We start from the raw sequence: 26,385 nt of genomic DNA, 5'->3' as shown, positions 1-26,385 counted from the left end.
ATGACCGACGAGCCGCTGCGTCCCAACCCGGATCGCCTGCTGGAACAAGCCACCGAAGCTCACCGCGGCAAGCTGAAGATTTTCTTCGGTGCCTGTGCTGGCGTGGGAAAAACCTGGGCGATGCTGGCCGAGGCGCAGCGTCTGCGGTCGCAAGGGCTGGATATTCTGGCGGGCGTGGTGGAGACGCACGGGCGTAAGGAGACCGCCGCGATGCTCAGCGGTCTCACTCTCCTGCCACCAAAGCGCAGTGCCTATCGTGGTCGCTACGTTTATGAATTCGACCTCGATGCCGCACTCGCCCGCCGTCCGGCGCTGGTGTTAATGGACGAACTGGCGCACAGTAATGCGCCCGGCTCTCGCCACCCGAAGCGCTGGCAGGACATTGATGAACTGCTGGAGGCGGGCATCGATGTTTTCACCACCGTTAACGTTCAGCACCTGGAAAGCCTCAACGACATCGTCAGCGGCGTAACCGGCATTCAGGTACGCGAAACGGTGCCTGACCCCTTTTTTGATGCCGCCGATGAGGTAGTGCTGGTCGACCTTCCCCCGGACGATCTGCGCCAGCGCCTGAACGAAGGAAAGGTCTATCTTGCCGGGCAGGCCGAACGGGCCATCGAGAACTTTTTCCGCAAAGGTAACCTGATTGCCCTGCGTGAACTGGCGCTGCGCCGCACCGCCGACCGCGTGGACGATCAGATGCGTGCCTGGCGCGATGGCCAGGGGCAAGAAAAAGTCTGGCACACCCGCGATGCCATTTTGCTGTGCATCGGTCACCACAGCGGCAGCGAAAAGCTGGTGCGCTCTGCCGCCCGGCTGGCGGCCCGCCTTGGCAGCGCCTGGCATGCCGTCTATGTCGAAACCCCGACCCTACACCGACTGCCTGAGCCGCAGCGCCGAGCCATTCTCAACGCCTTGCGTCTGGCGCAGGAGCTGGGCGCTGAAACGGCCACGCTTTCTGAGCCATCGGAAGAGGCGGCGGTGATCCGCTATGCGCGCGAGCACAACCTTGGCAAAATCGTGATTGGCCGCCAGAAAAAGCGCCACTGGTGGCGAGGTGAACGCTTTGGCGAACGCATCTCCCGCCACGCGCCAGAGCTGGATCTGCTGGTCGTCGGCGTCGATGAATCGCCCCTTCCCCTGCCGGAGCGGGCGCGCGATCAACGGCCGTTTATGGATAAGTGGCGGGTGCAGATCCGCGGCTGCCTGGTGGCGCTGGGGCTGTGTGCCGGTATTACGCTGATTGCCGATCAATTTCTGATGGCCTTTGAGGCCGCCAACCTGGTGATGCTGTATCTGCTGGGCGTGGTGATCGTCGCGCTGTTTTACGGCCGTTGGCCGTCGGTGCTCGCCACGGTGATTAACGTGGTTAGCTTCGATCTCTTTTTCATTGCCCCACGCGGGACGCTCGCCGTCTCTGACGTGCAGTACCTGCTCACTTTTGGCGTGATGCTCACCGTGGGTCTGGTTATCGGTAATCTCACCGCCGGCGTGCGCTATCAGGCGCGGGTGGCGCGCTATCGCGAACAGCGCACGCGCCATCTTTATGAGATGTCCAAAGCGCTTGCCGTCGGCCGCAACGCCCACGATATCGCCCACACCTGCGAGCAGTATATTCGCACCACCTTCCATGCGCGCAGCCAGGTACTGATGCCGGATGAACAGGGGAAGCTGACGTCGCTGACCCACCAGGAAGGTATGACGCCGTGGGATGACGCCATTGCTCACTGGAGCTTTGATAAAGGGCTGCCAGCGGGCGCAGGAACCGATACCCTGCCCGGCGTACCGTACCTGATCCTGCCCCTGCGTAGCGCCGATAAAACCCACGGGCTTATCGTGGTCGAGCCCAATAACCTGCGCCAGTTGATGATCCCCGAGCAGCAGCGGCTGCTGGAAACCTTCACCCTACTGGTCGCCAGCGCACTGGAACGCCTGGCGTTGACCGAAAGTGAGGAGCAATCGCGACTTATCAGCGCCCGCGAAAGCCTGCGCAACTCACTGCTGGCGGCACTTTCTCACGATCTACGTACGCCGCTGACCGTGCTGTTCGGCCAGGCGGAAATTCTGACGCTCGACCTTGCCAGCAGTGGCTCACCGTACGCCCCACAGGCCAATGAAATTCGCCAACACGTGCTCAATACCACGCGACTGGTCAATAATTTGCTGGATATGGCGCGGCTGCAATCGGGCGGCTTTAATCTGAATAAAGAGTGGCTGACGCTCGAGGAAGTGGTCGGTAGCGCGCTGCGTATGCTGGAACCAAGCCTTAACGGTCGGCATATCGCCCTCTCCCTCCCCGACCCGTTGATGCTGGTCCACATCGACGGCCCACTGTTTGAACGTGTGCTGATTAACCTGCTGGAAAACGCCGTGAAATATGCCGGTCACGACGCCGAAATAGGTATCGCCGCCGCCACCAAAGATGACCATCTGTTGCTCGACGTCTGGGACAGCGGCCCGGGCATTCCCGGCGGGCAGGAAGAGCATATTTTTGCCAAGTTTACCCGTGGGCATAAAGAGTCCGCGATCCCCGGCGTCGGCCTGGGGCTGGCTATCTGCCAGGCGATTGTCGATATTCACGGCGGGACGCTCTCCGCCAGCAACCGCCCGGAAGGCGGCGCCTGTTTTCGTGTTACACTTCCGTTAGAACAACCACCTGAACTTGATGAGGGACACGACGGCCTGTGACCAGCGTTTTAATTGTTGAAGATGAACAAGCGATCCGCCGTTTTCTGCGCACCGCGCTGGAAGCTGACGAACTGCGCGTTTTTGATGCCCCTACGCTCCAGCGAGGCCTGCTGGAAGCCGCGACGCGCAAGCCTGACCTGATCATTCTCGACCTCGGTCTGCCCGACGGCGACGGCCTGGATTTTATCCGCGACATTCGTCAGTGGAGCCCGGTACCGATTATTGTGCTGTCGGCGCGCAGCGAAGAGAGCGATAAAATTGCCGCGCTCGACGCGGGCGCAGATGACTATCTCAGCAAACCTTTTGGCATCGGCGAACTTCAGGCTCGCCTGCGCGTCGCGCTGCGACGTCATGCGGGCAGTCAGCCGAACGACCCGATCGTCACGTTCTCGGATACCACCGTCGACCTTGCCGCACGTCGTATCACGCGCGGCGGTGAAGAAGTTCACCTCACCCCTATTGAGTTCCGCCTGCTGGCGGTGCTGCTCAACAATGCGGGAAAGGTGCTCACCCAACGCCAGTTGCTCAATCAGGTCTGGGGGCCAAATGCTGTGGAGCATAGTCACTATTTGCGCATTTATATGGGGCACCTGCGTCAGAAGCTGGAAATAGATCCCGCGCGCCCTCAGCATTTATTAACCGAAACCGGAATTGGCTATCGGTTTATGTTATGAATACTTATTCATAATTCTTGCTTCCTTCAATTATTATTCCATAAATACATTAATCCTAAGCCGCGAAATATTACCGCGGCGTCACCACCGTTATTTAAACTAAACATTAAACAGTTTATTTACAACATTGAAACAATACAGCATTTAATCCTGGCATCACCCCTACCAATAATGGATAATTTCACTATTGATCTTGTTATGTTGATCATCCTCACAGTTTTAAGACCATTCAGAGATAAAATGACTTCGCTTTAAGATATTCATCGAAGGTATACGAAATGGAAAACAATAACCGATTGATGCCTCATATTCGACGGACAACACATATTATGATGTTTGCCCATCGCAATAGTTTCGATTTTCACTTCTTTAACGCCCGATAAGTCTCCCGACTTCGGGCGCCTCGCAGTTATTCCCTGCTAATACGGGCTCACGCCTGTAGCCAGCGCTCGCTCTGACAAACCTATACCCTAGGGTATAAAGCTTCCGGCCACCGGACCGGCTGGGTTTGCCACATTCCAAAAAAGCTCACGCCCTGACGTTATTGTCAGCGAGATAGTGTTGCTTTTTTTCCGGCGAAATCAATTTCTCATTCGGGAAATTGAGGGACTGCTATTACCTAAAATAAAGAGATGAAAAATGTCTGAATTAAAAATTGCCGTAAGCCGTACTTGCCCGGACTGTTTTACTACCCAGCGTAGTATTATCAATACCTGCGACACTCACTTTATTGATGTTGCTGCTGCCGTATTATCTATTGAAGACGTTGAGTGTGGTAAACTCGATGAAATAGACGCGACGGGTTATAACCTGCCAGTATTTATTGCTATTAATAAAGACCAAATTGTTCCCGCCGAATATCTCTCACGTATTCAAGGGGTATTTGAGCATGACGAAACCCGCAACGACTTCTACGGTCGCCAGCTGGAATCGGCGGCACACAAGTATGAAGTGAATCTGCGCCCACCGTTCTTTAGCGCGCTGGTCGATTACGTCGCGCAGGGTAACAGTGCGTTTGACTGCCCAGGGCATCAGGGTGGTGAATTCTTCCGTCGTCACCCTTCCGGCAACCAGTTTGTTGAATACTTTGGCGAAACCCTGTTCCGCTCTGACCTTTGCAACGCCGACGTGGCAATGGGTGACCTGCTGATCCACGAAGGCGCGCCGTGCATTGCGCAGCAGCACGCGGCCAAAGTGTTTAACGCTGACAAAACTTACTTCGTCCTGAACGGTACCTCTTCTTCTAACAAAGTGGTGCTGAATGCCCTGCTCACTCCGGGTGACCTGGTGCTGTTTGACCGCAACAACCACAAATCCAACCACCACGGCGCGCTGTTACAGGCGGGGGCCACGCCAATTTATCTGGAAACCGCACGTAACCCGTACGGCTTTATCGGCGGTATTGATGCCCACTGCTTTGAAGAGCGCTATCTGCGTGAACTGATTGCTGAAGTCGCACCAAACCGCGCGCGCAATCAGCGTCCTTTCCGCCTGGCGGTCATTCAGCTCGGCACCTACGACGGCACGATCTATAACGCTCGTCAGGTGGTGGATAAAATTGGTCATCTTTGCGACTACATTCTGTTCGACTCCGCGTGGGTCGGCTACGAACAGTTTATTCCGATGATGGCCGACTGCTCGCCGCTGCTGCTTGAGCTTAACGAAAACGATCCAGGGATTCTGGTCACCCAGTCGGTGCATAAACAGCAGGCGGGCTTCTCTCAGACTTCGCAAATTCACAAAAAAGATAGCCATATCAAAGGCCAGCAGCGCTATGTTCCGCATAAGCGTCTTAATAACGCCTTTATGATGCACGCCTCCACCAGCCCGTTCTACCCGCTGTTTGCCGCGCTGGACGTGAACGCCCGCATGCACGAAGGGCAGGCAGGCCGCAATATGTGGATGGACTGCGTCTCCAACGGTATCGAAGCGCGTAAGCTGATCCTCGATAATTGCCACCACATTCGCCCGTTCGTGCCTGCCGAGATTGACGGTAAACCATGGCAGTCCTGGCCGACCGAGAGCATCGCTAACGATCTGCGTTTCTTCCACTTTGTCCCAGGCGAACGCTGGCACGGTTTTGAAGGCTACGCCGAACATCAGTACTTTGTCGACCCATGCAAATTGCTGCTAACCACGCCGGGCATCAACGGTGAAGGTGAATATGACACCTTTGGCGTACCGGCAACCATTCTGGCGAACTACCTGCGCGAGCACGGCGTAGTACCGGAAAAATGCGACCTCAACTCCATCCTGTTCCTGCTGACGCCAGCGGAAGATATGGCCAAGCTGCAACAGCTTGTGGCCCTGCTGGTACGTTTCGAAACGCTGCTGGAAGCCGATGCGCCGCTGCAAGAGGTTCTGCCATCGCTCTACGTCCAGCATAAAGACCGCTATGCCGGTTACACCCTGCGCCAGCTGTGTCAGGAAATGCACGATCTGTACGCACGCCACAACGTGAAACAGCTGCAAAAAGAGATGTTCCGTAAATCACACTTCCCACGCGTCAGCATGAACCCGCAGGATGCCAACTACGCTTACCTTCGTGGACAGGTTGAGCTGGTACCGCTGTCAATGGCAGAAGGCAAAATCGCCGCCGAAGGTGCTCTGCCTTATCCTCCAGGCGTGCTGTGCGTTGTTCCTGGGGAAATCTGGGGTGACTCCGTTCTGCGTTACTTCAAAGCGCTGGAAGAAGGCATCAACCTGCTGCCGGGCTTCGCGCCAGAGCTGCAGGGGGTTTATATCCAGGAACACGACGGCCGCAAAGAAGTGTGGTGCAACGTGATTGATACTCAGCAGCCGCAGCCTGCCCTGCTGAAAGGGGAGAAATTATGAGCAAAGCCAACAATAAGATGGGTGTTGTTCAGCTCACCATCCTGACGATGGTGAACATGATGGGCTCCGGGATTATCATGCTGCCCACCAAACTCGCTGAAGTCGGCACCATCTCCATTATCTCCTGGCTGGTCACCGCCGTCGGTTCGATGGCGCTGGCCTGGGCCTTTGCAAAATGTGGGATGTTCAGTAAGAAATCCGGCGGCATGGGCGGCTATGCGGAGTATGCCTTTGGTAAGTCGGGCAACTTTATGGCCAACTATACCTACGGGGTTTCGCTGTTGATTGCCAACGTCGCTATCGCGATTTCGGCAGTGGGTTATGGCACCGAGCTTTTCGGTGCCGCGCTGAGCCCGGTGCAGATCGGGCTCGCCACCATCGGCGTACTGTGGATCTGTACCGTGGCTAACTTCGGTGGTGCGCGCATTACCGGGCAGATCAGCAGCATCACGGTATGGGGCGTCATTATTCCGGTCGTCGGTCTGTGCATTATCGGTTGGTACTGGTTCAGCCCAACGATGTACGTTGAATCCTGGAACCCGCACCACGTGCCGTTCTTTAGCGCCGTAGGTTCTTCTATTGCGATGACGCTGTGGGCGTTCCTCGGTCTGGAATCCGCCTGTGCCAACGCTGAAGTGGTGGAGAATCCGGAACGTAACGTGCCAATCGCCGTGCTCGGTGGGACGCTCGGGGCAGCGGTGATTTACATCATCTCCACCAACGTGATTGCCGGTATCGTGCCAAACATGGATCTGGCTAACTCCACCGCGCCGTTCGGTCTGGCCTTCGCGCAGATGTTTACCCCGGAAGTCGGGAAAGTGATCATGGCGCTGATGGTGATGTCCTGCTGCGGTTCGCTGCTCGGCTGGCAGTTCACCATCGCCCAGGTATTCAAATCCTCGGCGGACGAAGGCTACTTCCCGAAAATCTTCTCCCGCGTCAGCAGTGCCGACGCGCCGGTTCAAGGGATGCTGGTTATTGTGGTTATTCAGTCCGGGCTGTCGCTGATGACCATTAGCCCGTCGCTGAACAATCAGTTCAACGTGCTGGTTAACCTGGCGGTGGTGACCAACATTATTCCGTACATCCTGTCGATGGCTGCGCTGGTCATCATCCAGCGGATGGCTAACGTGCCGGTGAACAAAGCGCGCGTCGCCAACTTCGTGGCCTTTATTGGCGCGATGTACAGCTTCTATGCGCTCTACTCTTCCGGCGAAGAAGCAATGCTGTACGGTTCCATTGTGACGTTCCTCGGCTGGACGCTGTACGGCCTGGTGTCACCACGTTTCGAATTGAAAAACAAACACAGTTGATCGTAGATACTGTGAGCGGCAGCAACTCCTTTTCACCGTTGCTTCCCGGATTGCAGGCATAACTTTAACAGCGCCTTCTGGCGCTGTTATCACTTCCCCGTCCGCCTTTATACTACAGGCATCCCATGCTGCAACGCATCGAACGTTTTTCCTGACTTTAATACCCCATAGGCCACCTGCGCCAGCTTACGCATCATTGCACCTATTATCACTTTCGGTCGCTTCCCGTTACCTTCCAGCCTTTCCCTGAACGCTTTTCCCCATGCCGTGTGATACAACGCTGACATCGCCGGCATATATAACGCTCCGCGCAGATGAACCGGTCCTGCTTTGCTCATCCTGCTTGTTCGCATCACGCTGCTCCCCGACTCATGCTGCTTCGGCGTCAGTCCTGCATACGCTGCGAACTGCCGCGCAGTGGCGAACCTCAGCTTCAGTCCCGTGTACGCCAGCAGCACCGCGGCGGTTTTCTCTCCTATCCCCGGGATACTGCTCAGCAGCTTCCGCCGTTGTTTCATATCCGGGTCGTTGTCCGCCAGGTCTTTTATCTGTTTTTCAATGCGCCTCAGCTCTGCTCCCAGACACTGCAGGAGAACATCAATGCTCTCCAGCTGTACTTCCGGTGCAGTTTCCTGGCGGTTTTTCTCCTGAGTCTGCATCTCTGTCAGCGACTGATGTCGTAGCACCAGCGCTTTCAGGGCCCGCTCTGTCGGGTGCGGCGCTTCCCATGCTGGCGGCTTTTTCTCCCGGCAGAAGTGAGCCAGCATACGAGCGTCCACTTTGTCGGTTTTGTTGCGCAGCCCTTCACTGCGGGCAAAGGCAGCGCTCAGGGAAGGGTTGATGATGGAGACGGTATACCCGGCATCGCTCAGATGGGCGGCAGCGTCTTCCATGTAGGTGCTGGTAGACTCCATGCAGACATGAGCATGGCTCACCTCATGGCTACGAAGCCAGCGGACCAGGTCCTCATAGCCCGGGGGAGTATTGGCAAACTTTTTACAGAGATGGCGGCCATCAGGGCGAAGGATATCAACATCAAGTTTAGTTTTAGCGACATCAATGCCGATGAAGTACAGTTCATATTCCATAGTGAAACCCACCTTGCGAATGCGGATTACCGGTAAAAACCGGTCCATGATACTGTCCGGTTTGTCACATGAGAAAGAACGGCGGACCGGTGCAGAATATCTACGGTACAGGCGTGAAAGCCTAAGCCCGGGCACGGCATCCGGACCGCCATCAGAGAGAACTGGCCGGTTCTTTCTGACGAGGTAATCATACAAGCCCGGGCGAGGCATTTATGCCGACCCCGGGGCAGCACAAAGTCCATAAAAAAAGGGAGCCAGTCGGCTCCCTTTTTCTTACCTAATCACTCAGGCGTTTTTCAGCACTTCGCTAACAATCTCTACCGCTTCTTTCTCAATCTGCTTACGGTGTTCAGCACCGAGGAAGCTTTCGCAGTAAATTTTGTACGCATCTTCGGTACCGGATGGACGCGCCGCGAACCAACCGTTGTCGGTCATCACCTTCAGACCGCCGATAGAAGCGCCGTTACCCGGTGCCGCCGTCAGACGTGCGGTAATAGGATCACCTGCCAGGGTGCTCGCGCTCACCATCTCTGGAGAGAGCTTAGACAGCGCTGCTTTCTGCGCTGAAGTGGCGCTAGCCTGCAGACGGTTGTAGCTTGGCGCACCGAAACGGGCAGACAGTTCGTTGTAGTGCTCCTGCGGGTTCTTACCGGTGACAGCAGTGATTTCCGCCGCCAGCAGGCACATGATGATCCCGTCTTTATCGGTAGACCACGGCGTACCGTCGAAGCGCAGGAAGGAAGCGCCCGCGCTCTCTTCGCCGCCGAAGCCGAAGCTGCCGTCGAACAGACCGTCAACAAACCATTTAAAGCCAACCGGCACTTCAACCAGCTTACGCCCCAGGTCGTTCACCACGCGGTCAATCATCGCGGAAGAGACCAGGGTTTTACCGACGGCAACCTCTTTGCCCCACTGCGGACGATGCTGGAACAGGTAGTTGATCGCCACTGCCAGATAGTGGTTCGGGTTCATCAAGCCAGCCGGCGTGACGATACCGTGACGGTCGTAGTCAGGGTCGTTAGCAAACGCCAGGTCGAACTTATCACGCAGCGCCAGCAGGCCCGCCATCGCGCACTCGGAGGAGCAGTCCATGCGGATTGCGCCATCTTTATCGAGGTGCATAAAGCGGAAGGTCTGGTCAACGTGATCGTTAACGATGGTCAGGTTCAGGTTGTAGTGCTTAGCGATACGCTTCCAGTATTCAATACCGGAGCCACCCAGTGGGTCAACGCCCAGGGTCAGACCGGCTTTCTGGATAGCCGCCATATCGACGATATCCGCCAGCCCTTCAATGAACGGCTGTACCAGATCGACTTCTTTCACGTGACCGGAAGCCAGCGCAGCGTCGTAAGCAATACGCTTCACGCCCGCCAGGTCGGCTGCCAACAGCGCGTTCGCGCGGTCTTCAACCACTTTGGTGACGTTGGTATCAGCCGGGCCACCGTTTGGTGGGTTGTACTTGATGCCGCCGTCTTCCGGTGGGTTGTGGGATGGCGTAATCACGATCCCATCAGCCAGCTTACCGCCTTTCTTGTTGTGTACCAGGATAGCATTGGATACCGCCGGAGTCGGCGTGAAGCCATTGTCTTCCTGGACAATGACATCTACCCCGTTTGCCGCCAACACTTCGAGAACAGAGATAAACGCTGGCTCAGAAAGCGCGTGTGTATCCTTCCCGACATAGCATGGGCCCGTAATTCCATTTTTCGCGCGCTCTTCCGCGATCGCCTGAGCAATGGCCAGAATATGCTTTTCGTTGAAGCTGTGACGACCCGCGCTCCCACGGTGGCCGGACGTACCGAACTTCACCGCATGTTCCGGGTTGCTCACGTCAGGCTGCAGCACGTAGTACTGCGCCGTCAGTTGGGCGACGTTGATCAAATCACTCTGCTGTGCAGGTTGTCCTGCACGGGTATGGTTTGCCATTGCCTGGTCCTTCTTATGCAAGGGTTAGATTGTCAGTATTAGATAGTACCGCAAACCTTCTCAATCAATTCCGCCGGGAATTGCATTGATTGCATGATGTGTTCGACCATGCTGCATTTACGGCCTGTATTGGTATTAGTAATGACCCAGTATGGCGTATCCGGAACCTGTTTTGGTTTTGTCTGGTTGCCGTTTTTGAGCAGCGTCTGCTCATCAGCAGCAAAATAGACGCGGGTACGACCGTGAAGGGATTCGGTAGCTTCGGCAAACGCCTTGTTGTCCAGAGCGTACAGCGTGGTCAGTACCAGCATGAAGCGGTTAACCGCTTTCTTCTGTTCTGCATACTCATCAGAGAGCAGCAGCTCACGCATAGCACGGACTTTATCTTTGGCGGTTTTTACCGTTTTCACGTCAGCAACGGGGGCAGCAGCCGGGGCCGGAGCGGGAGCCGGTTCTGCTTTGACGACCGGCGCAGCAGCAGTCGCCACGGGCTGAGAAGCGGCGGAGAATTTCAGCATACGCCGTAAAATGTCGGACGCGCTCTCGCCAATGTGCAGAGTGTGAGCCGCAATATAGCGATAGAGCTCGTCATCAACTTCGATCGTTTTCATCTTAATCCGGTGCGATAATTTTTCTGAATACAATTCATTGGGATTATAAAGTCAAAACCCAACAGCGGGTAGCGCCAAACCAGGAAGACAGCAAAATTCGGATGAGTTCCTCTCTTGCCCCTGAGCGTTAGAATGTCCAACATGATACCCTAACCCGACAATGCGAAAAAAAGAACTTTGCTATGAAATTGAATGTCCGAGCGCAAACTGCACAAAACCTGCACAATAATTCTCCCATCGTTCTCGTCCACGGCCTGTTTGGTAGCCTGGATAATCTGGGCATCCTGGCCCGCGACCTGGTCACCGACCACGATATCCTCCAGGTAGACATGCGTAACCACGGTCTCTCACCGCGCGCCGATGAGATGACCTACCCCGCTATGGCTCAGGATCTGCTCGATACGCTCGATGCTAACGGCATTGAAAAAGCAACGGTTATCGGCCATTCCATGGGCGGTAAAGCGGTGATGGCGCTCACCGCGCTGGCCCCTGAACGCATCGACCGACTGGTGGCGATTGATATTGCCCCGGTCGATTACCAGGTCCGCCGTCACGATGAGATTTTTGCAGCTATTAATGCAGTCACCAACGCTGGCGTCGCCACCCGTCAGCAGGCCGCGACGGTAATGCGCGAGTACCTTAAAGAAGAAGGCGTGATTCAGTTCCTGCTGAAATCCTTTGTCGATGGTGCCTGGCGTTTTAACGTACCGGTGCTGTGGGAGCAATACCCGCATATCGTTGGTTGGGAGACCATTCCGGCCTGGGACCACCCTGCCCTATTCATTCCCGGTGGCAATTCACCCTATGTGACCGAAGCCTATCGTGACGCGCTGCTGGCTCAGTTCCCGCAGGCAAAAGCGCACGTTATCGCCGGCGCGGGTCACTGGGTTCACGCCGAAAAACCGGAAGCGGTGCTGCGAGCCATTCGCCGTTATCTCGCCGAGTGATTAAAAATGCATCGACCGCGCGCCAGAATGGCCGTGGTCGTTGGCGTGTGGGCCCCACTGATGTATGATTGCGCGCTGTCTGCACCGGGTACCGCCCGGTAGCTTGTTTCCCCGAAGTCACTCAGAACCATGGCAAAAGAACAAACGGACCGTACGACCTTAGATTTGTTCGCAAATGAGCGTCGGCCGGGAAGACCAAAAACCAATCCGCTTTCGCGTGACGAACAGCTGCGCATTAATAAGCGTAATCAGTTAAAACGCGACAAAGTGCGCGGTCTGAAGCGCGTGGAGCTGAAGCTGAATAACGAAGCCGTTGATGCACTCAACGAGCTGGCGACTGCCCGTGATATGAGCCGGAGTGAACTCATTGAAGAGATTCTGATGAGCCAACTGGCCCAGCTGCACGGACAGGGGAAAGTCTGAAAAATCCCCCAAAATACGCTTTCATGTAGCAGAGTGTGCAGTCCGGCACGATAGCGGTTTCCGCGCACCTCTCTGTTCTGCTATGATTGCCCTTATCTGTGGGCAATGAGCCACCACCATATCATTAAGTTTCAAGAGGTTATTTTACTCATGGCAATCGTTGGCATCTTTTTCGGTAGCGATACCGGAAACACCGAAAATATCGCAAAAATGATTCAAAAACAGCTTGGTAAAGATGTCGCTGACGTTCACGACATTGCCAAGAGCAGCAAGGAAGATCTGGAAGCATTCGATATTCTGCTGCTGGGTATCCCAACCTGGTACTACGGTGAAGCACAGTGCGACTGGGATGATTTCTTCCCTACGCTGGAAGAAGTGGACTTCAACGGTAAACTGGTTGCGCTGTTTGGCTGCGGCGACCAGGAAGACTACGCGGAATACTTCTGTGACGCACTGGGCACCATCCGCGACATCATTGAGCCGCGTGGCGCAACCATCGTCGGCCACTGGCCGACCGCGGGCTACCATTTCGAAGCATCCAAAGGTCTGGCGGATGACGACCACTTTGTGGGTCTGGCTATCGACGAAGACCGTCAGCCAGAACTGACCGCCGAGCGCGTTGAGAAATGGGTCAAGCAGGTTGCAGAAGAGCTGCACCTGGATGAGATCAAAAACGCCTGATTATCCTGCGGCACGATGATAAATCGTGCCGCATTAATAGGTAAAAGCAATTAAAATAATAGCTACAATTTTTTAACTTTTGAGCGCATACCTGTACAATATCTTCTGATTTAGCGCGGTCTCATCGCCAGTTTGTCGGTGAAGCCTCGTTTTTGAAAGCTTAGTTTACCCGGCTCTTGCTGTTTTCATTTCAATAGGGTCATTCTATAATGAGACGCATTAATTCGGGTGCATTCTCTGTGATACTTTCGCTGATGGAAGTTAATCGTTTAGCAACAGGACAGATTCCGCATGACTGACAATAACACCGCATTAAAGAAGGCTGGCCTGAAAGTCACACTTCCACGGTTAAAGATTCTGGAAGTCCTTCAGGAACCGGATAACCACCATGTCAGCGCGGAAGACTTATACAAACGCCTGATCGACATGGGTGAAGAGATTGGTTTAGCCACGGTTTACCGCGTACTGAACCAGTTCGATGACGCTGGTATCGTGACCCGTCACAATTTTGAAGGCGGTAAATCCGTTTTTGAACTGACCCAGCAGCATCACCACGATCACCTGATCTGCCTCGACTGCGGCAAAGTGATCGAGTTCAGCGATGATTCCATTGAAGCTCGTCAGCGTGAAATCGCATCGAAGCACGGTATCCGCTTAACGAACCACAGTCTTTATCTTTATGGTCACTGCGCTGAAGGCGACTGCCGTGAAGATGAACACGCACATGACGCGGTAGCAAAATAAGCGTACCGCGCTTCTCGAAAACCAGCCTAAGCGCTGGTTTTTTTATGCCCTGCTTTTACGATAGCCATAAAAAAACCGCTGCAAGCAGCGGTTATTGGTAATCAACGTGAACTTATTTCTGTGGCGCGTTGTTACTGCGAATTTCCTGCCAAATCTTATCGCAGTTTTTCGCTACCGCTTCGTCATTGCCCATTTTTCTGGCGTTAATACATTTCTGGTAATCAATGACGCGCACGCTTTCCTGATTCGCGAACTGCTCGTGCGTTTTCTCTTGCTTCAGCACATTCAGCACGCTCTGGCAGGCCTGAATTTTATCCGGATTGCCTTCTGCGGTGTTAATACAGGCGCTGTAAGCATCCTTAAGCTTGCTATCTTCCTTCGGTGCAGGAGATTGGGCACAGGCGGTTAATCCAGCAGCCATCAGCGCAATAATAATCAATTTTTTCATACGATGAGCCTCTTAACAGCGGCAGAGGTCTCCCCCTGCCGCGTTAGCATCAGAAAATAGTGAACGGTGCGATAACCATGAATTTCACGTCACGCTCATCCTGGAACATGTTGTTGTAACCTGCATCGCCCATATTAAGATTGGAGTGATTGTCATACTGGGTGAAGTGCAGTTTGAACATCGTTCCTTTCGCACGGCCATCCTGTACAACATAGGCAGCATCAAGGCTGTACGAGGATTCTTTCAGACGCTGGCTTTGATCGTAGATTTCAGCAGAGCTTGGTTTAGCATCCCAGCCGTAGACATATGATGCCCCGACGGACCAACCCGGCAGGTCCCAATTACTTAAGTCGTACATGGCGCCGAAGAATACCGCTTTTTCGCCGTTGGCGTTGAAGTCAGAACGGTTATCCCACCAGATATCCAGACGACCGTTAGACGATGCATAGGTAGGAGTCATACGCTGCAGGAAGTAACCCTGGTTACCTTCTGCACGCACCCAGGTGCCTTCCAGGCGTAAATCAACCTGACCGACTTTGTAGCCGAAGGTTAATGCCTGTAACCATGCCATTCCATCGTAAAGGTCGTTAGCCAGCGCAACATCATCTGCCGTTGTCAGATTTTTTTGGTCGCTGACTTTGTCATGTGCGCCATAGAACTGATAGCTGGTGGTTAATGGATTACCCACGACATCAAATTTATAGGATGCCTTAGCAAAATACTGGTCCATATATCCCTGAGCCTGGCCAAAAGCAGCTTCAAGCACCAGATCGTTTTTGAAGTCATACTTCAGGCCCAGAGAGTGTAAATAATCCACTTTCTTTTTACGGTCGCCCTGGTAAAAATTATCCATTTCCAGGTGCCACGGAGCCTTGTACTGATCGGTCCACATGTACGAGAAGCTCAGCGCGCCAGCATCACCGTAGTCGAAGTTAGCGCCGGCTTCAGCACCCTGATAGGTGCCAGGCATAAAGCTCCAGTGCGGAGCCAGCAGCGTTTGACCGGTTGGCTGGATATAACCAGCACGTGCCCAGGTAGGACCATATTTAAATTTAGCTGCCGCTTTATAAAGGCTGATACCGCTTTTATCGCCAGACCAATCTTCATCGTATGCTTTATTGCTCGCGGAGAAGGCAATTTCGTTCGGGTGAGCACTACCGTTATTCTCTGCCATTTCAATCGCGGTAAACGCCGCAATATCAATACCGAACATGTCAGCCGCATAGCCAGACTGGAAGTCGAGGTTGGCGTTCCAGGTGGAGTGGGAAAGGTTGGTTTTATATTTACCGTTGTCATTTACATCTTTACGGTCACGCTCACGCTGCCAGTAATAGATACCACCGGTCATTGTAGAATCGTCGATGAAGCCTTCTGCCTTTGCTTCCGGAGTCATCATAAAGCCTGACATTGCTGTCACACCGGCGATAGCCAGCGCCAGCGTACTACGTTTGCCACTAAACGTACGCATAGTTATATCCTCTTTGACTTTTAAAAATGCCGCTGCAAAGCAGAAGGCAAAAAAATAAAACTGATAAAAAGGTACTGCTAAAAAATTGTGTTTCACTACACCTACAGACTATTTTTCGCGACGCGAATTATCAATCCTTTTCCGCAACGAGAGTGCAGGATTATGACAAAGCGCACATATTTGGTTTCCGTTTGTAACAGAGTGCGTTACTGCAACATCTCCGCGCCAAGCCTTGCCGGGCCTGAGAAAAGTGTGAATGAGACCGTTTACATTAGACTTTTGTAACAAGCGGGATTAAAAGCGTGGGATACTTAGAGGTAGAATAATTGCATTAATTCGCTTCGCGAAACTAAGTAAGGCAACGTTTGCCGAGACGCTTACCCGGTGCTGAGTGCCTCCATGCACACCCCAGCAAGCTGACCATGGGACCAGGTCATAGGATTATCTCGTGACCATCATCTAATACCACGCAATGACTTTCCCCTTTTTATCAACAATCACTCCTGTGGTAAGCCCATTCGACGTTTCACTATAAGCATGGTTTTCATCAAAGTAGCGAATCCTGGCTCTAAAAAATACGCAGGTATATGGGCCATCATCACCCACCCAATCTAATTCACCGGGAAAACAATTATCACTATTGTTCACGGTAGTGGTCTCACAGCAATCTGGATTCTCACGGTTAAATTCATTGACAGAACGATAAAGCACTAACATAAAATAATTGCCATTTGTATATTTCTTTTTTAATTTATCTTTATACGCTGTAGCATCATGAATAAAATAATCACCAAGCTTAGGCCATGGATAAATAGACAAAATATCATGTGAAATTTCTATTTGCTTATCTCTATTAGTAACAAAACTCTTGATAACTTCCTCTACCGCCCTACGTTCCCTGATGGCAAATTTTTTCTCCCCTTGGTATATTCCCTGAAGAGCAATTAATATAACGCATGCTATAAAAACTAAAAACACCATTTTTACTTTATGTTTGCTAACCATTAAGGATAATTTATTCATTTTTAAACCCCTGAAGTATAAACCTGGATTTCATAAAACAAATACCAAGAGTCGATCTTTCCCCATAAACCCATTGCTGAAAAGTCCGCATACGATTTAATGGACTAGCTACAACACGTAGCGGTTTATCTTGTTCAGGATAAGATAGCGTAGAGAGGATAAAATATTCTTTATTAACCGTTATAATCTCATCAAAATAGCTAAAAGTATGAGATTTATTATCCACAGCATCATAAGTCCATTGGTTAAATGTCTCATTCTTCCAATAATCATACCGACGCGCTTCTTCCAGACCGAATACACAGTCACCACACGTCGATTGGGTTAGTGGAAAGGCCTCCCAACGGAATTGAATAAAATCAGTATATGGAACCGTATGATGTACCGTATAGCTTTCCTTCACTTCATGGCCCAACGCAAGTTCATCATAGCCCTGGCCTATAAATCGATACCAGTAATCCTTCTGCTGCATTCCCGTTTTATCGGTGTAATTTATTTCATACTCCTCGGTGCGAAAAATATGCGTTCCCAGGAGTTTGCGTGGCAGATTGAGACGGGTTTGCAGGAGTAATTCAGGGAGTGGATGGTAGATATCAGGTGAGGAGTGATAGACCTCCGGGTCATAACCCTGTTCATTCAGTGCATTGAGGACGGTCTGGCATATCTGTTTATCTTCAGCGTAAACCATGTTAAAGCTATTGGCGGGACGTTGCCTCTCCAGTTCATCCCAGGTCATCGCCGGCAGGGCGTCATCATCAGTCCCTGTATTAAGTGATTCAGCATAAAGAGGCGGTGTGACTACCGTAGTACATGCGATCCCAATAAAATAAAGCAGGTGTTTCAGTCGAGCATGAGGGCGGTATCGAAAACGGAATGCCACAAAAATACCTGAAGTGCTATAGGTTAGTCCTTTAATATTTAGCATATTAATCCCATTAAATTATAATTTGCGCTTATTTACTCACCTTAATATATTATTGAATATGGTTCAGGATAACAGCAGGGAAACGTTTATTCGCTTATATCCCTATCTGTCTATTAAGTACATACCAATTCATCTCCGTTTTCAGACCTATCATCAGAGATAATTAATCACCCGGTCATTAGCGAAAAAGTTATTCATCACACTGTTTTAACCGTACCCAGGATAAGAGGTTCTGATGCTAAGGCCAAAACGATAACAGACTTTATCCAGGCCAAAAAAAACGCCGCAAGCGCGGCGTTTTTATCAGGGAAAGGAATCAACCTACCCAGGTATCACGCAGACCGACGGTGCGGTTAAAGACCAGCTTCTCAGCGGTGGTATAACGACTGTCGAGGCAGAAGTAACCCTCACGCTCGAACTGGAATGCTTTACCGGCCTCAGCAGCCTGCAGAGACGGCTCAGCGTAGCCCTGCTTGATAACCAGTGACTCTGGGTTCATCACCGACAGGAAGTCTTCTGCGGCGCCTGGATTCGGCACGCTGAAGAGACGGTCATACAGACGAATTTCAACCGGCAGCGCATGTGCCGCGCTCACCCAGTGAATCACGCCCTTCACTTTACGACCATCGGCCGGATCTTTGCTCAGAGTATCCGCATCGTAGGAACAGAAGATGGTGGTGATATTGCCTTCCGCATCTTTCTCCACGCGCTCTGCTTTCACCACGTAGGCGTTACGCAGACGAACTTCTTTACCCATCACCAGACGCTTGTACTGCTTGTTGGCTTCTTCACGGAAGTCCGCGCGGTCGATCCAGATCTCCGCGCTAAACGGCACTTCACGGCTGCCCATTTCCGGTTTGCTCGGATGGTTAGGCATGGTCACCAGCTCGCTTTCGCCCTGCGGGTAGTTTTCGATAACCAGTTTAACCGGGTCGATAACCGCCATCGCGCGCGGCGCGTTTTCGTTGAGATCTTCACGAATGCAGGATTCCAGGGAAGCCATCTCAATGGTGTTGTCCTGCTTGGTCACGCCGATGCGCTTACAGAACTCACGGATAGACGCGGCGGTGTAACCACGACGACGCAGACCGGAGATGGTCGGCATACGCGGGTCATCCCAGCCTTCTACGTGCTTTTCCATCACCAGTTGATTCAGCTTACGCTTGGACATCACGGTGTATTCCAGATTCAGGCGCGAGAATTCATACTGGCGCGGGTGAACCGGAATCGTGATGTTATCCAGCACCCAGTCGTACAGACGACGGTTGTCCTGGAACTCCAGCGTACACAGGGAGTGCGTAATGCCTTCCAGCGCATCGCTGATGCAGTGGGTGAAGTCGTACATCGGGTAGATGCACCACTTGGTGCCGGTCTGGTGGTGATCGGCAAATTTGATGCGATACAGCACCGGATCGCGCATCACGATAAACGGTGATGCCATGTCGATTTTCGCGCGCAGGCAGGCTGTACCTTCGGCAAAACCGCCGGTACGCATTTTTTCGAACAGCGCCAGGTTCTCTTCTACGCTGCGATCGCGGTATGGGCTGTTTTTGCCCGGAGCGGTCAGCGAGCCGCGGTATTCGCGGATCTGCTCAGGCGTCAGTTCATCGACGTACGCCAGACCTTTGTTGATCAGTTCTACCGCATAGGCGTGCAGTTGATCGAAGTAATCAGAGGAGTAGCGAACGTTGCCAGACCAGTGAAAACCTAACCATTCGACGTCGTTTTTGATGGACTCAACGTATTCGATGTCTTCTTTGACTGGGTTGGTGTCATCGAAACGCAGGTTGCACTGGCCCTGATAATCTTGCGCAATGCCGAAGTTCAGGCAGATAGATTTCGCGTGGCCAATGTGCAGATAGCCATTCGGCTCCGGCGGAAAACGGGTATGCACCGTGTTGTGCTTACCGGTAGCCAGATCTTCATCAATGATCTGACGAATAAAGTTAGTCGGGCGGGCTTCAGCCTCACTCATCGTAGATTCCTCAAAGCGTAAACAACGTATAACGGCACATGATCTTATAAGCCGCGCTTCTAGACAACTATTAGTTGCACAAAAAAAGCGATGGAATAACGAATGTGGGGGAATTAGCGGCAAAAAAAAGCGGCGGAGGAACGCCCCCGCCGCTTAAGGCACTTAACTCACTTTACTCAGGAGCAGTTACTTACCTTTAATCTCATACAGTGGCGTTTGACCGGCAACGACATGACCTTCGGCTTTAATCACCAGACCACCGAAATCATCGCTGTTGCTGCAAACAACCGGGCTAATCATGGAGCGTGCATTGGCGTTCAGGAAGTCCAGATCCATTTCCAGGATTGGCTCACCCGCTTTCACTTCTGCACCCTCTTCAACCAGACGTTTGAAGCCTTTACCTTCCAGCGCAACGGTATCGATACCCATATGGACAACGATTTCCGCGCCTTTGTCAGTTTCCAGGCAGAACGCGTGGTTGGTGTTGAAGATTTTCACGATGGTGCCCGCTGCTGGGGAAACCACGGTTTTATCCGTTGGTTTTACCGCCACGCCGTCACCGACCGCTTTGCTAGCGAAGGCTTCATCAGGAACCTGCTCCAGCGCAACCACATCACCGGTAATCGGAGAAACCAGGGTTTCTACGGTCGCGGCGTTAGCCACCGCCTGCGGTTTTGCTGCCGCTGGCGCTGCTGGTGCTGCACTTTCCGCTGCTGCTGCGGCAACCGGGCCACGAGCAACCACTTTCTTCATCGCGTCACCGATAGATTCGGCTTTCGCACCCACGATAACCTGGATGGTTTGTTTGTTCAGTTTCACCACACCGGAAGCGCCCAGACGTTTACACATCGCATCGCTCACCTTCGCGGAGTCGCCTACGGTCAGACGCAGACGGGTAATACAGGCATCAATCGCTTTCAGGTTGTCAGTACCGCCAACCGCTGCAATGTAGTTAGTTGCCAGTTGATTCAGACCTTCTTCGGTGTTGCTGTTCGCTTCTTCCGTCACCACGCTGTCGTCTTTATCTTCACGACCCGGCGTTTTCAGGTTGAACATGCGGATCACTACGCTGAACAGGACGAAGTAGATAACGAAGAACACCAGACCCATTACCACCAGCATCCAGACGTTCTTACTTGCTGCCGGCAGGCTGTACATCAACACGTAGTCGATAGCACCTGCGGAGAAGGAGAAGCCAGCGTGGATACCCAGCAGCGTCGCGATAAACAGGCTCACACCGGTCAGAATCGCGTGCAGGAGGTACAGTAACGGCGCCAGGAACATGAACAGGAATTCCAGCGGCTCGGTAACACCGGTCAGGAACGCGGTGATCGCAACGGACAGCAGCATACCGCCAACCATTGGACGACGCGCTTTCGGTGCTGCGAAGTACATCGCCAGCGCCGCACCCGGCAGACCAAACATCATGATTGGGAAGAAGCCGGACATGAACATACCCGCAGTGCCGTCACCCGCGTAGAAGCGGTTGATGTCACCGTGGAAGACCGCACCGGCCGCGTTGGTGAACTCACCAATCTGGAACCAGGCGATGGTATTCAACACCTGATGCAGCCCGGTTGGGATCAGCAGACGGTTGATGAAACCAAAGATACCGGAGCCCAGCGCGCCAGCGCCTACGATCCACTCACCACCTGCGTGGATGGCGTTCTGCACCGGTGGCCAGACGTAGCCAAAGATGGCTGCCAGCACCAGACAGAAGAAGCCAGTGGCGATTGGCACAAAGCGTTTGCCGCCGAAGAAGCTCAGGAAGTCAGGCAGTTTGATACCCGCCCAACGGTTATAAACGGCACCGCCGACCAGACCGGTAATGATACCCGCCAGGACACCCATGTTAATGGCTGGGTTGATGGTGACCATTGCTTTAGTGAGAACGAAATAACCGACTGCGCCCGCCAGTGCTGCCGCACCCGCGCTGTCTTTAGACCAGCTGGATGCCACACCGATGGCGAAAATCAGCGCCAGGTTATCAAAAATGGACCCACCCGCTTGCGCGATGAAAGGCACGTTCAGTAAATCTGGCTGACCAAATCGCAGCAACAGCGCCGCTACTGGCAACACGGCGATAGGGAGCTGTAACGCCCTACCTAACCGCTGGAAAAAACCTAAAATATTCATCTTATTCCCCCTACGAGACCCCGATACGGCTCATTTAAGCCATTTTTTTATTGTGCAAAAAAGCATGACACTGCGATGTCTTGTAAACTGCAATCACAACTCTAAGGCTTATGAGTGTGTGGAAGTTTAATTCGTATCGCAAATTAAACACGTGTTTTTTGTGACTATAGTCACCAAATATTGTTCTCACCACTCCCTTTTACTGGCTAACCATGAAAACTTATTTTATCATTCAAAAAATCAAAACGGATTGCTCCCTGACGATGCAAACAGGTTACGCTTAAAGAGTGCACGGAGATGCCATCCGCCAACTTCTTATATTTTACATTTTGAGGTGAAGAATGAGACTGATTCCTCTCGTTAACGCTGAACAAGTCGGCAAATGGGCTGCCCGCCACATCGTTAACCGCATCAATGCTTTTAAACCTACCGCGGACCGTCCGTTTGTCCTCGGCCTGCCAACCGGCGGCACCCCGCTGGCGACCTATAAAGTTTTAGTTGAAATGCATAAAGCGGGCCAGGTGAGCTTTAAGCACGTCGTCACCTTCAACATGGACGAATACGTTGGGCTGCCAAAAGAGCATCCGGAAAGCTACTACAGCTTCATGCACCGCAATTTCTTCGACCACATTGATATCCCAGAAGAAAACATCAACCTGCTGAACGGCAACGCGCCGGATGTTGACGCAGAATGCCGCCGTTATGAAGAAAAAATTCGCTCTTACGGCAAAATTCACCTGTTTATGGGTGGCGTGGGCAACGATGGTCACATCGCGTTCAACGAACCGGCGTCTTCACTGTCTTCCCGTACCCGTATCAAAACGTTGACGCATGAAACCCGCGTCGCTAACTCCCGTTTCTTTGACGGCGACGTTGCGCTGGTACCAAAATACGCGCTGACCGTTGGCGTTGGTACGCTGCTGGATGCGGAAGAAGTGATGATTCTGGTGCAGGGCGCGACGAAAGCGCTGGCGCTGCAGCAAGCGGTTGAAGGTAACGTCAACCACATGTGGACCATCACCTGTCTGCAACTGCATCCGAAATCACTGATCGTCTGCGATGAACCTTCCACCATGGAGTTGAAGGTCAAGACCCTGAAATATTTCAATGAATTAGAAGCTGAAAATATTAAAGGTCTGTAATGTCTTACCGTCCCGTAGCCTGCTGCGGGACAAAATTTTAGAACACCGGGGGTCGTAATGTATGCATTAACCCATGGCCGAATTTATACCGGCCACGAAATTCTGGATGACCATGCGATTATCGTCGCCAATGGCCTTATTGAACGTATTTGCCCACTGGCCGATGTACCAGCGAACGTCGAACAGCGTTCCGTTAATGGCGCCATTCTCGCCCCTGGTTTTATCGACGTTCAGCTCAACGGCTGCGGCGGCGTGCAGTTTAACGACACCGCTGAAGCAGTCTCCGTTGAAACGCTGGAAATCATGCAGAAAGCCAACGAGAAATCGGGCTGCACCAACTATCTGCCAACGCTTATCACCACCAGCGACGATCTGATGAAACAGGGCGTACGCGTGATGCGCGAATATCTGGCGAAGCACCCTAACCAAGCGCTGGGGCTGCACCTTGAAGGCCCATGGCTGAATCTGGTGAAAAAAGGCACTCACAACCCAAGCTTCGTGCGTAAACCCGACGCTGAACTGGTGAAGTTCCTCTGCGATAACGCCGACGTAATTACCAAAGTGACCCTGGCGCCCGAAATGGTTGCACCGGAAGTTATCACCGCGCTGGCGAATGCCGGTATCGTGGTTTCTGCAGGCCACTCCAACGCCACGGCGCAAGAAGCACGCGTAGGTTTCCGCGCGGGTATCACCTTCGCGACGCACCTGTTTAACGCCATGCCTTATATGTCAGGCCGCGAACCTGGTCTGACCGGCGCTATCCTGGATGCAAACGAAATTTACTGCGGCATCATTGCTGATGGCCTGCACGTGGATTACATCAATATCCGTAACGCCAAACGTCTGAAAGGCGATAAGCTGTGTCTGGTGACCGACGCCACCGCTCCGGCAGGTGCCAATATTGATCAGTTCATTTTTGCTGGTAAAACAATATACTACCGCAATGGACTCTGTGTTGATGAAAACGGCACACTGAGTGGATCATCGCTGACGATGATCGAAGGCGTTCGTAATCTGGTTGAGCATGCCAATATTGCGCTGGACGAAGTGCTGCGCATGGCAACGCTCTACCCTGCCCGCGCGATTGGCGTTGAGAAACATTTTGGTAGCATCGCGCCTGGCAAGGTCGCCAACCTGACCGCATTCACGCACGATTATAAAATCATCAAGACCATCGTTAATGGCAACGAGGTCGTTACTGAGTAAGAGAAAGTATGACACCAGGCGGACAAGCTCAAATTGGTAATGTTGACCTCGTAAAACAGCTTAACAGCGCGGCCGTATACCGCCTGATTGACCAGCATGGGCCAATCTCGCGTATTCAGATTGCCGAGCAGAGCCAGCTTGCTCCCGCCAGCGTGACCAAAATCACGCGTCAGCTCATTGAGCGCGGATTGATCAAAGAAGTCGATCAGCAGGCCTCCACCGGGGGCCGCCGCGCTATCTCGATTGTCACCGAAACCCGCCATTTCCACGCCATCGGCGTTCGTCTGGGCCGTCACGACACCACCCTCACGCTGTACGATCTGAGCAGTAAAGCGGTTGCTGAAGAGCACTACCCGCTGCCGGAACGCACCCAGGAGACGCTGGAACACGCTCTGCTGAACACTATCGGCACCTTTATTGAATCGTGCCAGCGTAAAATCCGTGAACTGATCGCCATTTCAGTGATTCTGCCTGGCCTGGTTGACCCGGAGAGTGGAGTCATCCGCTACATGCCGCACATCCCAGTGGAAAACTGGCGTTTGGTCGAAGCGCTGGAAAAACGCTTTAAAGTCACCTGCTTCGTCGGCCACGATATCCGCAGCCTGGCGCTGGCAGAGCACTACTTTGGTGCAAGTCAGGATTGTGAAGACTCCATTCTGGTGCGCGTACACCGCGGTACCGGTGCGGGAATCATCTCTAACGGGCGTATTTTTATCGGCCGTAATGGCAACGTCGGGGAAATTGGTCATATACAGGTCGACCCGCTCGGCGAACGCTGCCACTGCGGTAACTTTGGCTGCCTGGAAACCGTCGCCGCCAACGCCGCCATCGAGCAGCGCGTGCGCCACCTGCTGGAACAGGGATACCAGAGCCGCGTCACGCTCGATGACTGCCACATCAAAACCATCTGCAAAGCCGCCAATAAAGGCGACGCGCTGGCCACCGAGGTGATTGAACACGTGGGCCGTCATCTTGGTAAAACCATCGCCATTGCCATTAACCTGTTTAACCCGCAGAAAGTGGTGATTGCCGGTGAGATCATCGAGGCTGACCGCGTGCTGCTACCCGCTATTGAAGGTTGCATCAACACTCAGGTTTTAAAGGCTTTTCGCAAAAACCTGCCGGTGGTGCGCTCAACCCTCGATCACCGCTCCGCGATCGGCGCTTTTGCACTGGTTAAGCGTGCAATGCTCAACGGTATCCTGCTGCAACATTTGTTGGAAGGCTAGACCTAAGAGGCAATGCTGGGGATAACGTGTATAATTACGCCTCTTTAAAAACAAACGCCAGGTAGTCCATGACCATTCAGAATGTAATCTGTGATATTGACGGCGTGCTGATGCACGACAACGTTGCCGTGCCGGGCGCGGCAGAATTCGTCGCTCGCGTACTGGATAAAGGTATGCCGTTCCTCTGTCTGACCAACTACCCTTCACAGACGGGTCAGGATTTGGCGAACCGTTTCGCCACCGCAGGCATCGACGTGCCTGATAGCGTGTTTTATACCTCCGCCATGGCAACCGCCGACTTCCTGCGTCGCCAGGAAGGGAAAAAAGCGTACGTTGTCGGCGAAGGGGCATTGATCCACGAGCTCTATAAAGCCGGGTTCACCATCACCGACGTCAACCCTGACTTCGTTATCGTGGGTGAAACGCGCTCCTTTAACTGGGAAATGATGCACAAGGCGGCATTCTTCGTCGCCAATGGCGCTCGCTTCATCGCGACCAACCCGGACACGCATGGCCGCGGCTATTACCCAGCCTGTGGCGCACTGTGCGCCGGCATCGAAAAAATCTCAGGCCGTAAGCCGTTTGTCGTGGGCAAGCCAAGCCCGTGGATCATCCGCGCTGCGCTGAACAAAATGCAGGCGCACTCAGAGCAGACGGTTATCGTCGGCGATAATCTTCGCACCGATATTCTGGCCGGCTTCCAGGCAGGCCTGGAGACGATTCTGGTGCTCTCTGGCGTCTCGACCGTTGATGACATCGATAATATGCCGTTCCGTCCGTCGTGGATTTATCCGTCCGTTGCGGAAATCGACATTATCTAACTCGCCTACCCGCAGAGGGTGAATGAACGTCGCCAATCACCATATTCATTCACCCATTCAATTTATAAAATCACAAGCATTC

The 26,385-nt window shown here is 53.0% G+C and carries 22 protein-coding genes; 13 read left to right on the top strand and 9 right to left on the bottom strand.

The annotated features are described in order from the left end of the window. The 5 genes from kdpD to potE all read left to right on the top strand — a co-directional run bounded on the left by kdpD (position 1) and on the right by potE (position 7,510). Entirely contained in the window at positions 1 to 2,688 is a 2,688-nt protein-coding gene (kdpD, locus tag AB2B48_RS00545) for a two-component system sensor histidine kinase KdpD (protein ID WP_368302008.1), read from the top strand. Beyond that, complete coding sequence (gene kdpE, locus AB2B48_RS00540) at positions 2,685 to 3,362, top strand: two-component system response regulator KdpE (protein WP_368300528.1); 678 nt, start codon at positions 2,685 to 2,687, stop codon at positions 3,360 to 3,362. Before kdpD ends, kdpE begins: the two co-directional genes overlap by 4 nt. Positions 3,363 to 3,640: 278 nt before the next feature. Then, positions 3,641 to 3,745, top strand: a complete 105-nt coding sequence (gene speFL, locus AB2B48_RS00535; RefSeq protein WP_106875989.1) for a leader peptide SpeFL — start codon at positions 3,641 to 3,643, stop codon at positions 3,743 to 3,745. Between the two features lie 256 nt (positions 3,746 to 4,001). Next, complete coding sequence (speF, locus tag AB2B48_RS00530) at positions 4,002 to 6,197, top strand: ornithine decarboxylase SpeF (protein ID WP_368300527.1); 2,196 nt, start codon at positions 4,002 to 4,004, stop codon at positions 6,195 to 6,197. After that, on the top strand, positions 6,194 to 7,510 hold the full coding sequence (potE, locus tag AB2B48_RS00525) for a putrescine-ornithine antiporter (RefSeq protein ID WP_185669348.1): 1,317 nt from the start codon (positions 6,194 to 6,196) through the stop codon (positions 7,508 to 7,510). The genes speF and potE overlap by 4 nt, the downstream gene beginning before the upstream one ends. A 107-nt stretch (positions 7,511 to 7,617) precedes the next feature. Here potE and AB2B48_RS00520 read toward each other — a convergent pair whose 3' ends face one another. The 3 genes from AB2B48_RS00520 to seqA form a co-directional block, all read right to left on the bottom strand. After that, a complete protein-coding gene (locus AB2B48_RS00520) occupies positions 7,618 to 8,598 on the bottom strand; it encodes an IS110 family transposase (protein WP_368301999.1) in 981 nt (326 codons plus the stop codon). A 285-nt stretch (positions 8,599 to 8,883) separates the two neighbouring features. Then, positions 8,884 to 10,524, bottom strand: coding sequence for a phosphoglucomutase (alpha-D-glucose-1,6-bisphosphate-dependent) (gene pgm, locus AB2B48_RS00515; RefSeq protein WP_368300526.1), 1,641 nt, complete (start codon positions 10,522 to 10,524; stop codon positions 8,884 to 8,886). Between the two features lie 38 nt (positions 10,525 to 10,562). Beyond that, positions 10,563 to 11,135: a replication initiation negative regulator SeqA gene (gene seqA, locus AB2B48_RS00510; protein WP_185669350.1), complete on the bottom strand. Its 573-nt coding sequence runs from the start codon at positions 11,133 to 11,135 to the stop codon at positions 10,563 to 10,565. Positions 11,136 to 11,317: 182 nt separating this feature from the next. Between seqA and ybfF the strand changes: the two genes are divergently transcribed. The 4 genes from ybfF to fur all read left to right on the top strand — a co-directional run bounded on the left by ybfF (position 11,318) and on the right by fur (position 13,930). Next, positions 11,318 to 12,082, top strand: coding sequence for an esterase (gene ybfF, locus AB2B48_RS00505; RefSeq protein WP_220438454.1), 765 nt, complete (start codon positions 11,318 to 11,320; stop codon positions 12,080 to 12,082). A gap of 129 nt (positions 12,083 to 12,211) precedes the next feature. Next, positions 12,212 to 12,505, top strand: a complete 294-nt coding sequence (gene ybfE, locus AB2B48_RS00500) for a LexA regulated protein (protein ID WP_185669352.1) — start codon at positions 12,212 to 12,214, stop codon at positions 12,503 to 12,505. A gap of 150 nt (positions 12,506 to 12,655) precedes the next feature. Then, positions 12,656 to 13,186: a flavodoxin FldA gene (fldA, locus tag AB2B48_RS00495; protein WP_061283436.1), complete on the top strand. Its 531-nt coding sequence runs from the start codon at positions 12,656 to 12,658 to the stop codon at positions 13,184 to 13,186. A gap of 291 nt (positions 13,187 to 13,477) precedes the next feature. Further along, a complete protein-coding gene (fur, locus tag AB2B48_RS00490) occupies positions 13,478 to 13,930 on the top strand; it encodes a ferric iron uptake transcriptional regulator (protein ID WP_035892692.1) in 453 nt (150 codons plus the stop codon). A 112-nt stretch (positions 13,931 to 14,042) separates the two neighbouring features. On the opposite strand, the gene chiQ is transcribed toward fur, so the two are convergent. From chiQ to nagE, 6 genes are all read right to left on the bottom strand, one after another. Then, a complete protein-coding gene (gene chiQ, locus AB2B48_RS00485) occupies positions 14,043 to 14,378 on the bottom strand; it encodes a ChiQ/YbfN family lipoprotein (protein WP_368300525.1) in 336 nt (111 codons plus the stop codon). A 49-nt stretch (positions 14,379 to 14,427) separates the two neighbouring features. Then, a complete protein-coding gene (locus AB2B48_RS00480; protein WP_368300524.1) occupies positions 14,428 to 15,846 on the bottom strand; it encodes a chitoporin ChiP in 1,419 nt (472 codons plus the stop codon). A gap of 459 nt (positions 15,847 to 16,305) precedes the next feature. After that, positions 16,306 to 16,869 (bottom strand): hypothetical protein, encoded by a 564-nt coding sequence (locus AB2B48_RS00475; RefSeq protein WP_368300523.1) that lies wholly within the window; start codon positions 16,867 to 16,869, stop codon positions 16,306 to 16,308. Then, entirely contained in the window at positions 16,862 to 17,794 is a 933-nt protein-coding gene (locus AB2B48_RS00470; protein ID WP_368300522.1) for a hypothetical protein, read from the bottom strand. Before AB2B48_RS00470 ends, AB2B48_RS00475 begins: the two co-directional genes overlap by 8 nt. Positions 17,795 to 18,110: 316 nt before the next feature. After that, positions 18,111 to 19,769 carry a glutamine--tRNA ligase gene (gene glnS / locus AB2B48_RS00465; protein ID WP_368300521.1) on the bottom strand — a complete coding sequence of 553 codons (1,659 nt, stop codon included), beginning with the start codon at positions 19,767 to 19,769 and terminating at the stop codon, positions 18,111 to 18,113. 186 nt (positions 19,770 to 19,955) lie between these two features. Beyond that, the gene (nagE, locus tag AB2B48_RS00460) at positions 19,956 to 21,905 is read right to left on the bottom strand and encodes a PTS N-acetyl glucosamine transporter subunit IIABC (protein ID WP_185669357.1); all 1,950 of its coding nucleotides are present in this window, start codon (positions 21,903 to 21,905) and stop codon (positions 19,956 to 19,958) included. Between the two features lie 341 nt (positions 21,906 to 22,246). Between nagE and nagB the strand changes: the two genes are divergently transcribed. The 4 genes from nagB (at position 22,247) to AB2B48_RS00440 (ending at position 26,303) form a co-directional block, all read left to right on the top strand. Then, a complete protein-coding gene (gene nagB / locus AB2B48_RS00455) occupies positions 22,247 to 23,047 on the top strand; it encodes a glucosamine-6-phosphate deaminase (protein WP_185669358.1) in 801 nt (266 codons plus the stop codon). A 57-nt stretch (positions 23,048 to 23,104) separates the two neighbouring features. Further along, positions 23,105 to 24,253, top strand: coding sequence for an N-acetylglucosamine-6-phosphate deacetylase (nagA, locus tag AB2B48_RS00450; RefSeq protein ID WP_185669359.1), 1,149 nt, complete (start codon positions 23,105 to 23,107; stop codon positions 24,251 to 24,253). A gap of 8 nt (positions 24,254 to 24,261) precedes the next feature. Next, positions 24,262 to 25,482, top strand: a complete 1,221-nt coding sequence (locus AB2B48_RS00445) for a DNA-binding transcriptional regulator NagC (RefSeq protein WP_220438459.1) — start codon at positions 24,262 to 24,264, stop codon at positions 25,480 to 25,482. Positions 25,483 to 25,550: 68 nt separating this feature from the next. After that, positions 25,551 to 26,303 (top strand): HAD-IIA family hydrolase, encoded by a 753-nt coding sequence (locus AB2B48_RS00440; protein WP_106924677.1) that lies wholly within the window; start codon positions 25,551 to 25,553, stop codon positions 26,301 to 26,303. Positions 26,304 to 26,385: the final 82 nt, after the last annotated feature.

The sequence above is a fragment of the Kluyvera sichuanensis genome, from assembly GCF_040930405.1.
GTDB classification, from domain to species: domain Bacteria; phylum Pseudomonadota; class Gammaproteobacteria; order Enterobacterales; family Enterobacteriaceae; genus Kluyvera; species Kluyvera sichuanensis.
Note: the sequence above shows the minus strand (reverse complement) of the source record. Positions and strands in the feature narration are given on the sequence as shown.

What these genes read in the sequence shown, in the direction of transcription:
- kdpD (WP_368302008.1), top strand. Translation starts at nt 1, where the DNA reads ATGACCGACGAGCCGCTGCGTCCCAACCCGGATCGCCTGCTGGAACAA.
- potE (WP_185669348.1), top strand. Translation starts at nt 6,194, where the DNA reads ATGAGCAAAGCCAACAATAAGATGGGTGTTGTTCAGCTCACCATCCTG.
- seqA (WP_185669350.1), bottom strand. Translation starts at nt 11,135, where the DNA reads ATGAAAACGATCGAAGTTGATGACGAGCTCTATCGCTATATTGCGGCT.
- fldA (WP_061283436.1), top strand. Translation starts at nt 12,656, where the DNA reads ATGGCAATCGTTGGCATCTTTTTCGGTAGCGATACCGGAAACACCGAA.
- speFL (WP_106875989.1), top strand. Translation starts at nt 3,641, where the DNA reads ATGGAAAACAATAACCGATTGATGCCTCATATTCGACGGACAACACAT.
- speF (WP_368300527.1), top strand. Translation starts at nt 4,002, where the DNA reads ATGTCTGAATTAAAAATTGCCGTAAGCCGTACTTGCCCGGACTGTTTT.
- ybfE (WP_185669352.1), top strand. Translation starts at nt 12,212, where the DNA reads ATGGCAAAAGAACAAACGGACCGTACGACCTTAGATTTGTTCGCAAAT.
- AB2B48_RS00440 (WP_106924677.1), top strand. Translation starts at nt 25,551, where the DNA reads ATGACCATTCAGAATGTAATCTGTGATATTGACGGCGTGCTGATGCAC.
- pgm (WP_368300526.1), bottom strand. Translation starts at nt 10,524, where the DNA reads ATGGCAAACCATACCCGTGCAGGACAACCTGCACAGCAGAGTGATTTG.
- AB2B48_RS00445 (WP_220438459.1), top strand. Translation starts at nt 24,262, where the DNA reads ATGACACCAGGCGGACAAGCTCAAATTGGTAATGTTGACCTCGTAAAA.
- nagA (WP_185669359.1), top strand. Translation starts at nt 23,105, where the DNA reads ATGTATGCATTAACCCATGGCCGAATTTATACCGGCCACGAAATTCTG.
- AB2B48_RS00475 (WP_368300523.1), bottom strand. Translation starts at nt 16,869, where the DNA reads ATGAATAAATTATCCTTAATGGTTAGCAAACATAAAGTAAAAATGGTG.
- AB2B48_RS00520 (WP_368301999.1), bottom strand. Translation starts at nt 8,598, where the DNA reads ATGGAATATGAACTGTACTTCATCGGCATTGATGTCGCTAAAACTAAA.
- nagE (WP_185669357.1), bottom strand. Translation starts at nt 21,905, where the DNA reads ATGAATATTTTAGGTTTTTTCCAGCGGTTAGGTAGGGCGTTACAGCTC.
- AB2B48_RS00480 (WP_368300524.1), bottom strand. Translation starts at nt 15,846, where the DNA reads ATGCGTACGTTTAGTGGCAAACGTAGTACGCTGGCGCTGGCTATCGCC.
- nagB (WP_185669358.1), top strand. Translation starts at nt 22,247, where the DNA reads ATGAGACTGATTCCTCTCGTTAACGCTGAACAAGTCGGCAAATGGGCT.
- ybfF (WP_220438454.1), top strand. Translation starts at nt 11,318, where the DNA reads ATGAAATTGAATGTCCGAGCGCAAACTGCACAAAACCTGCACAATAAT.
- AB2B48_RS00470 (WP_368300522.1), bottom strand. Translation starts at nt 17,794, where the DNA reads ATGCTAAATATTAAAGGACTAACCTATAGCACTTCAGGTATTTTTGTG.
- glnS (WP_368300521.1), bottom strand. Translation starts at nt 19,769, where the DNA reads ATGAGTGAGGCTGAAGCCCGCCCGACTAACTTTATTCGTCAGATCATT.
- fur (WP_035892692.1), top strand. Translation starts at nt 13,478, where the DNA reads ATGACTGACAATAACACCGCATTAAAGAAGGCTGGCCTGAAAGTCACA.
- chiQ (WP_368300525.1), bottom strand. Translation starts at nt 14,378, where the DNA reads ATGAAAAAATTGATTATTATTGCGCTGATGGCTGCTGGATTAACCGCC.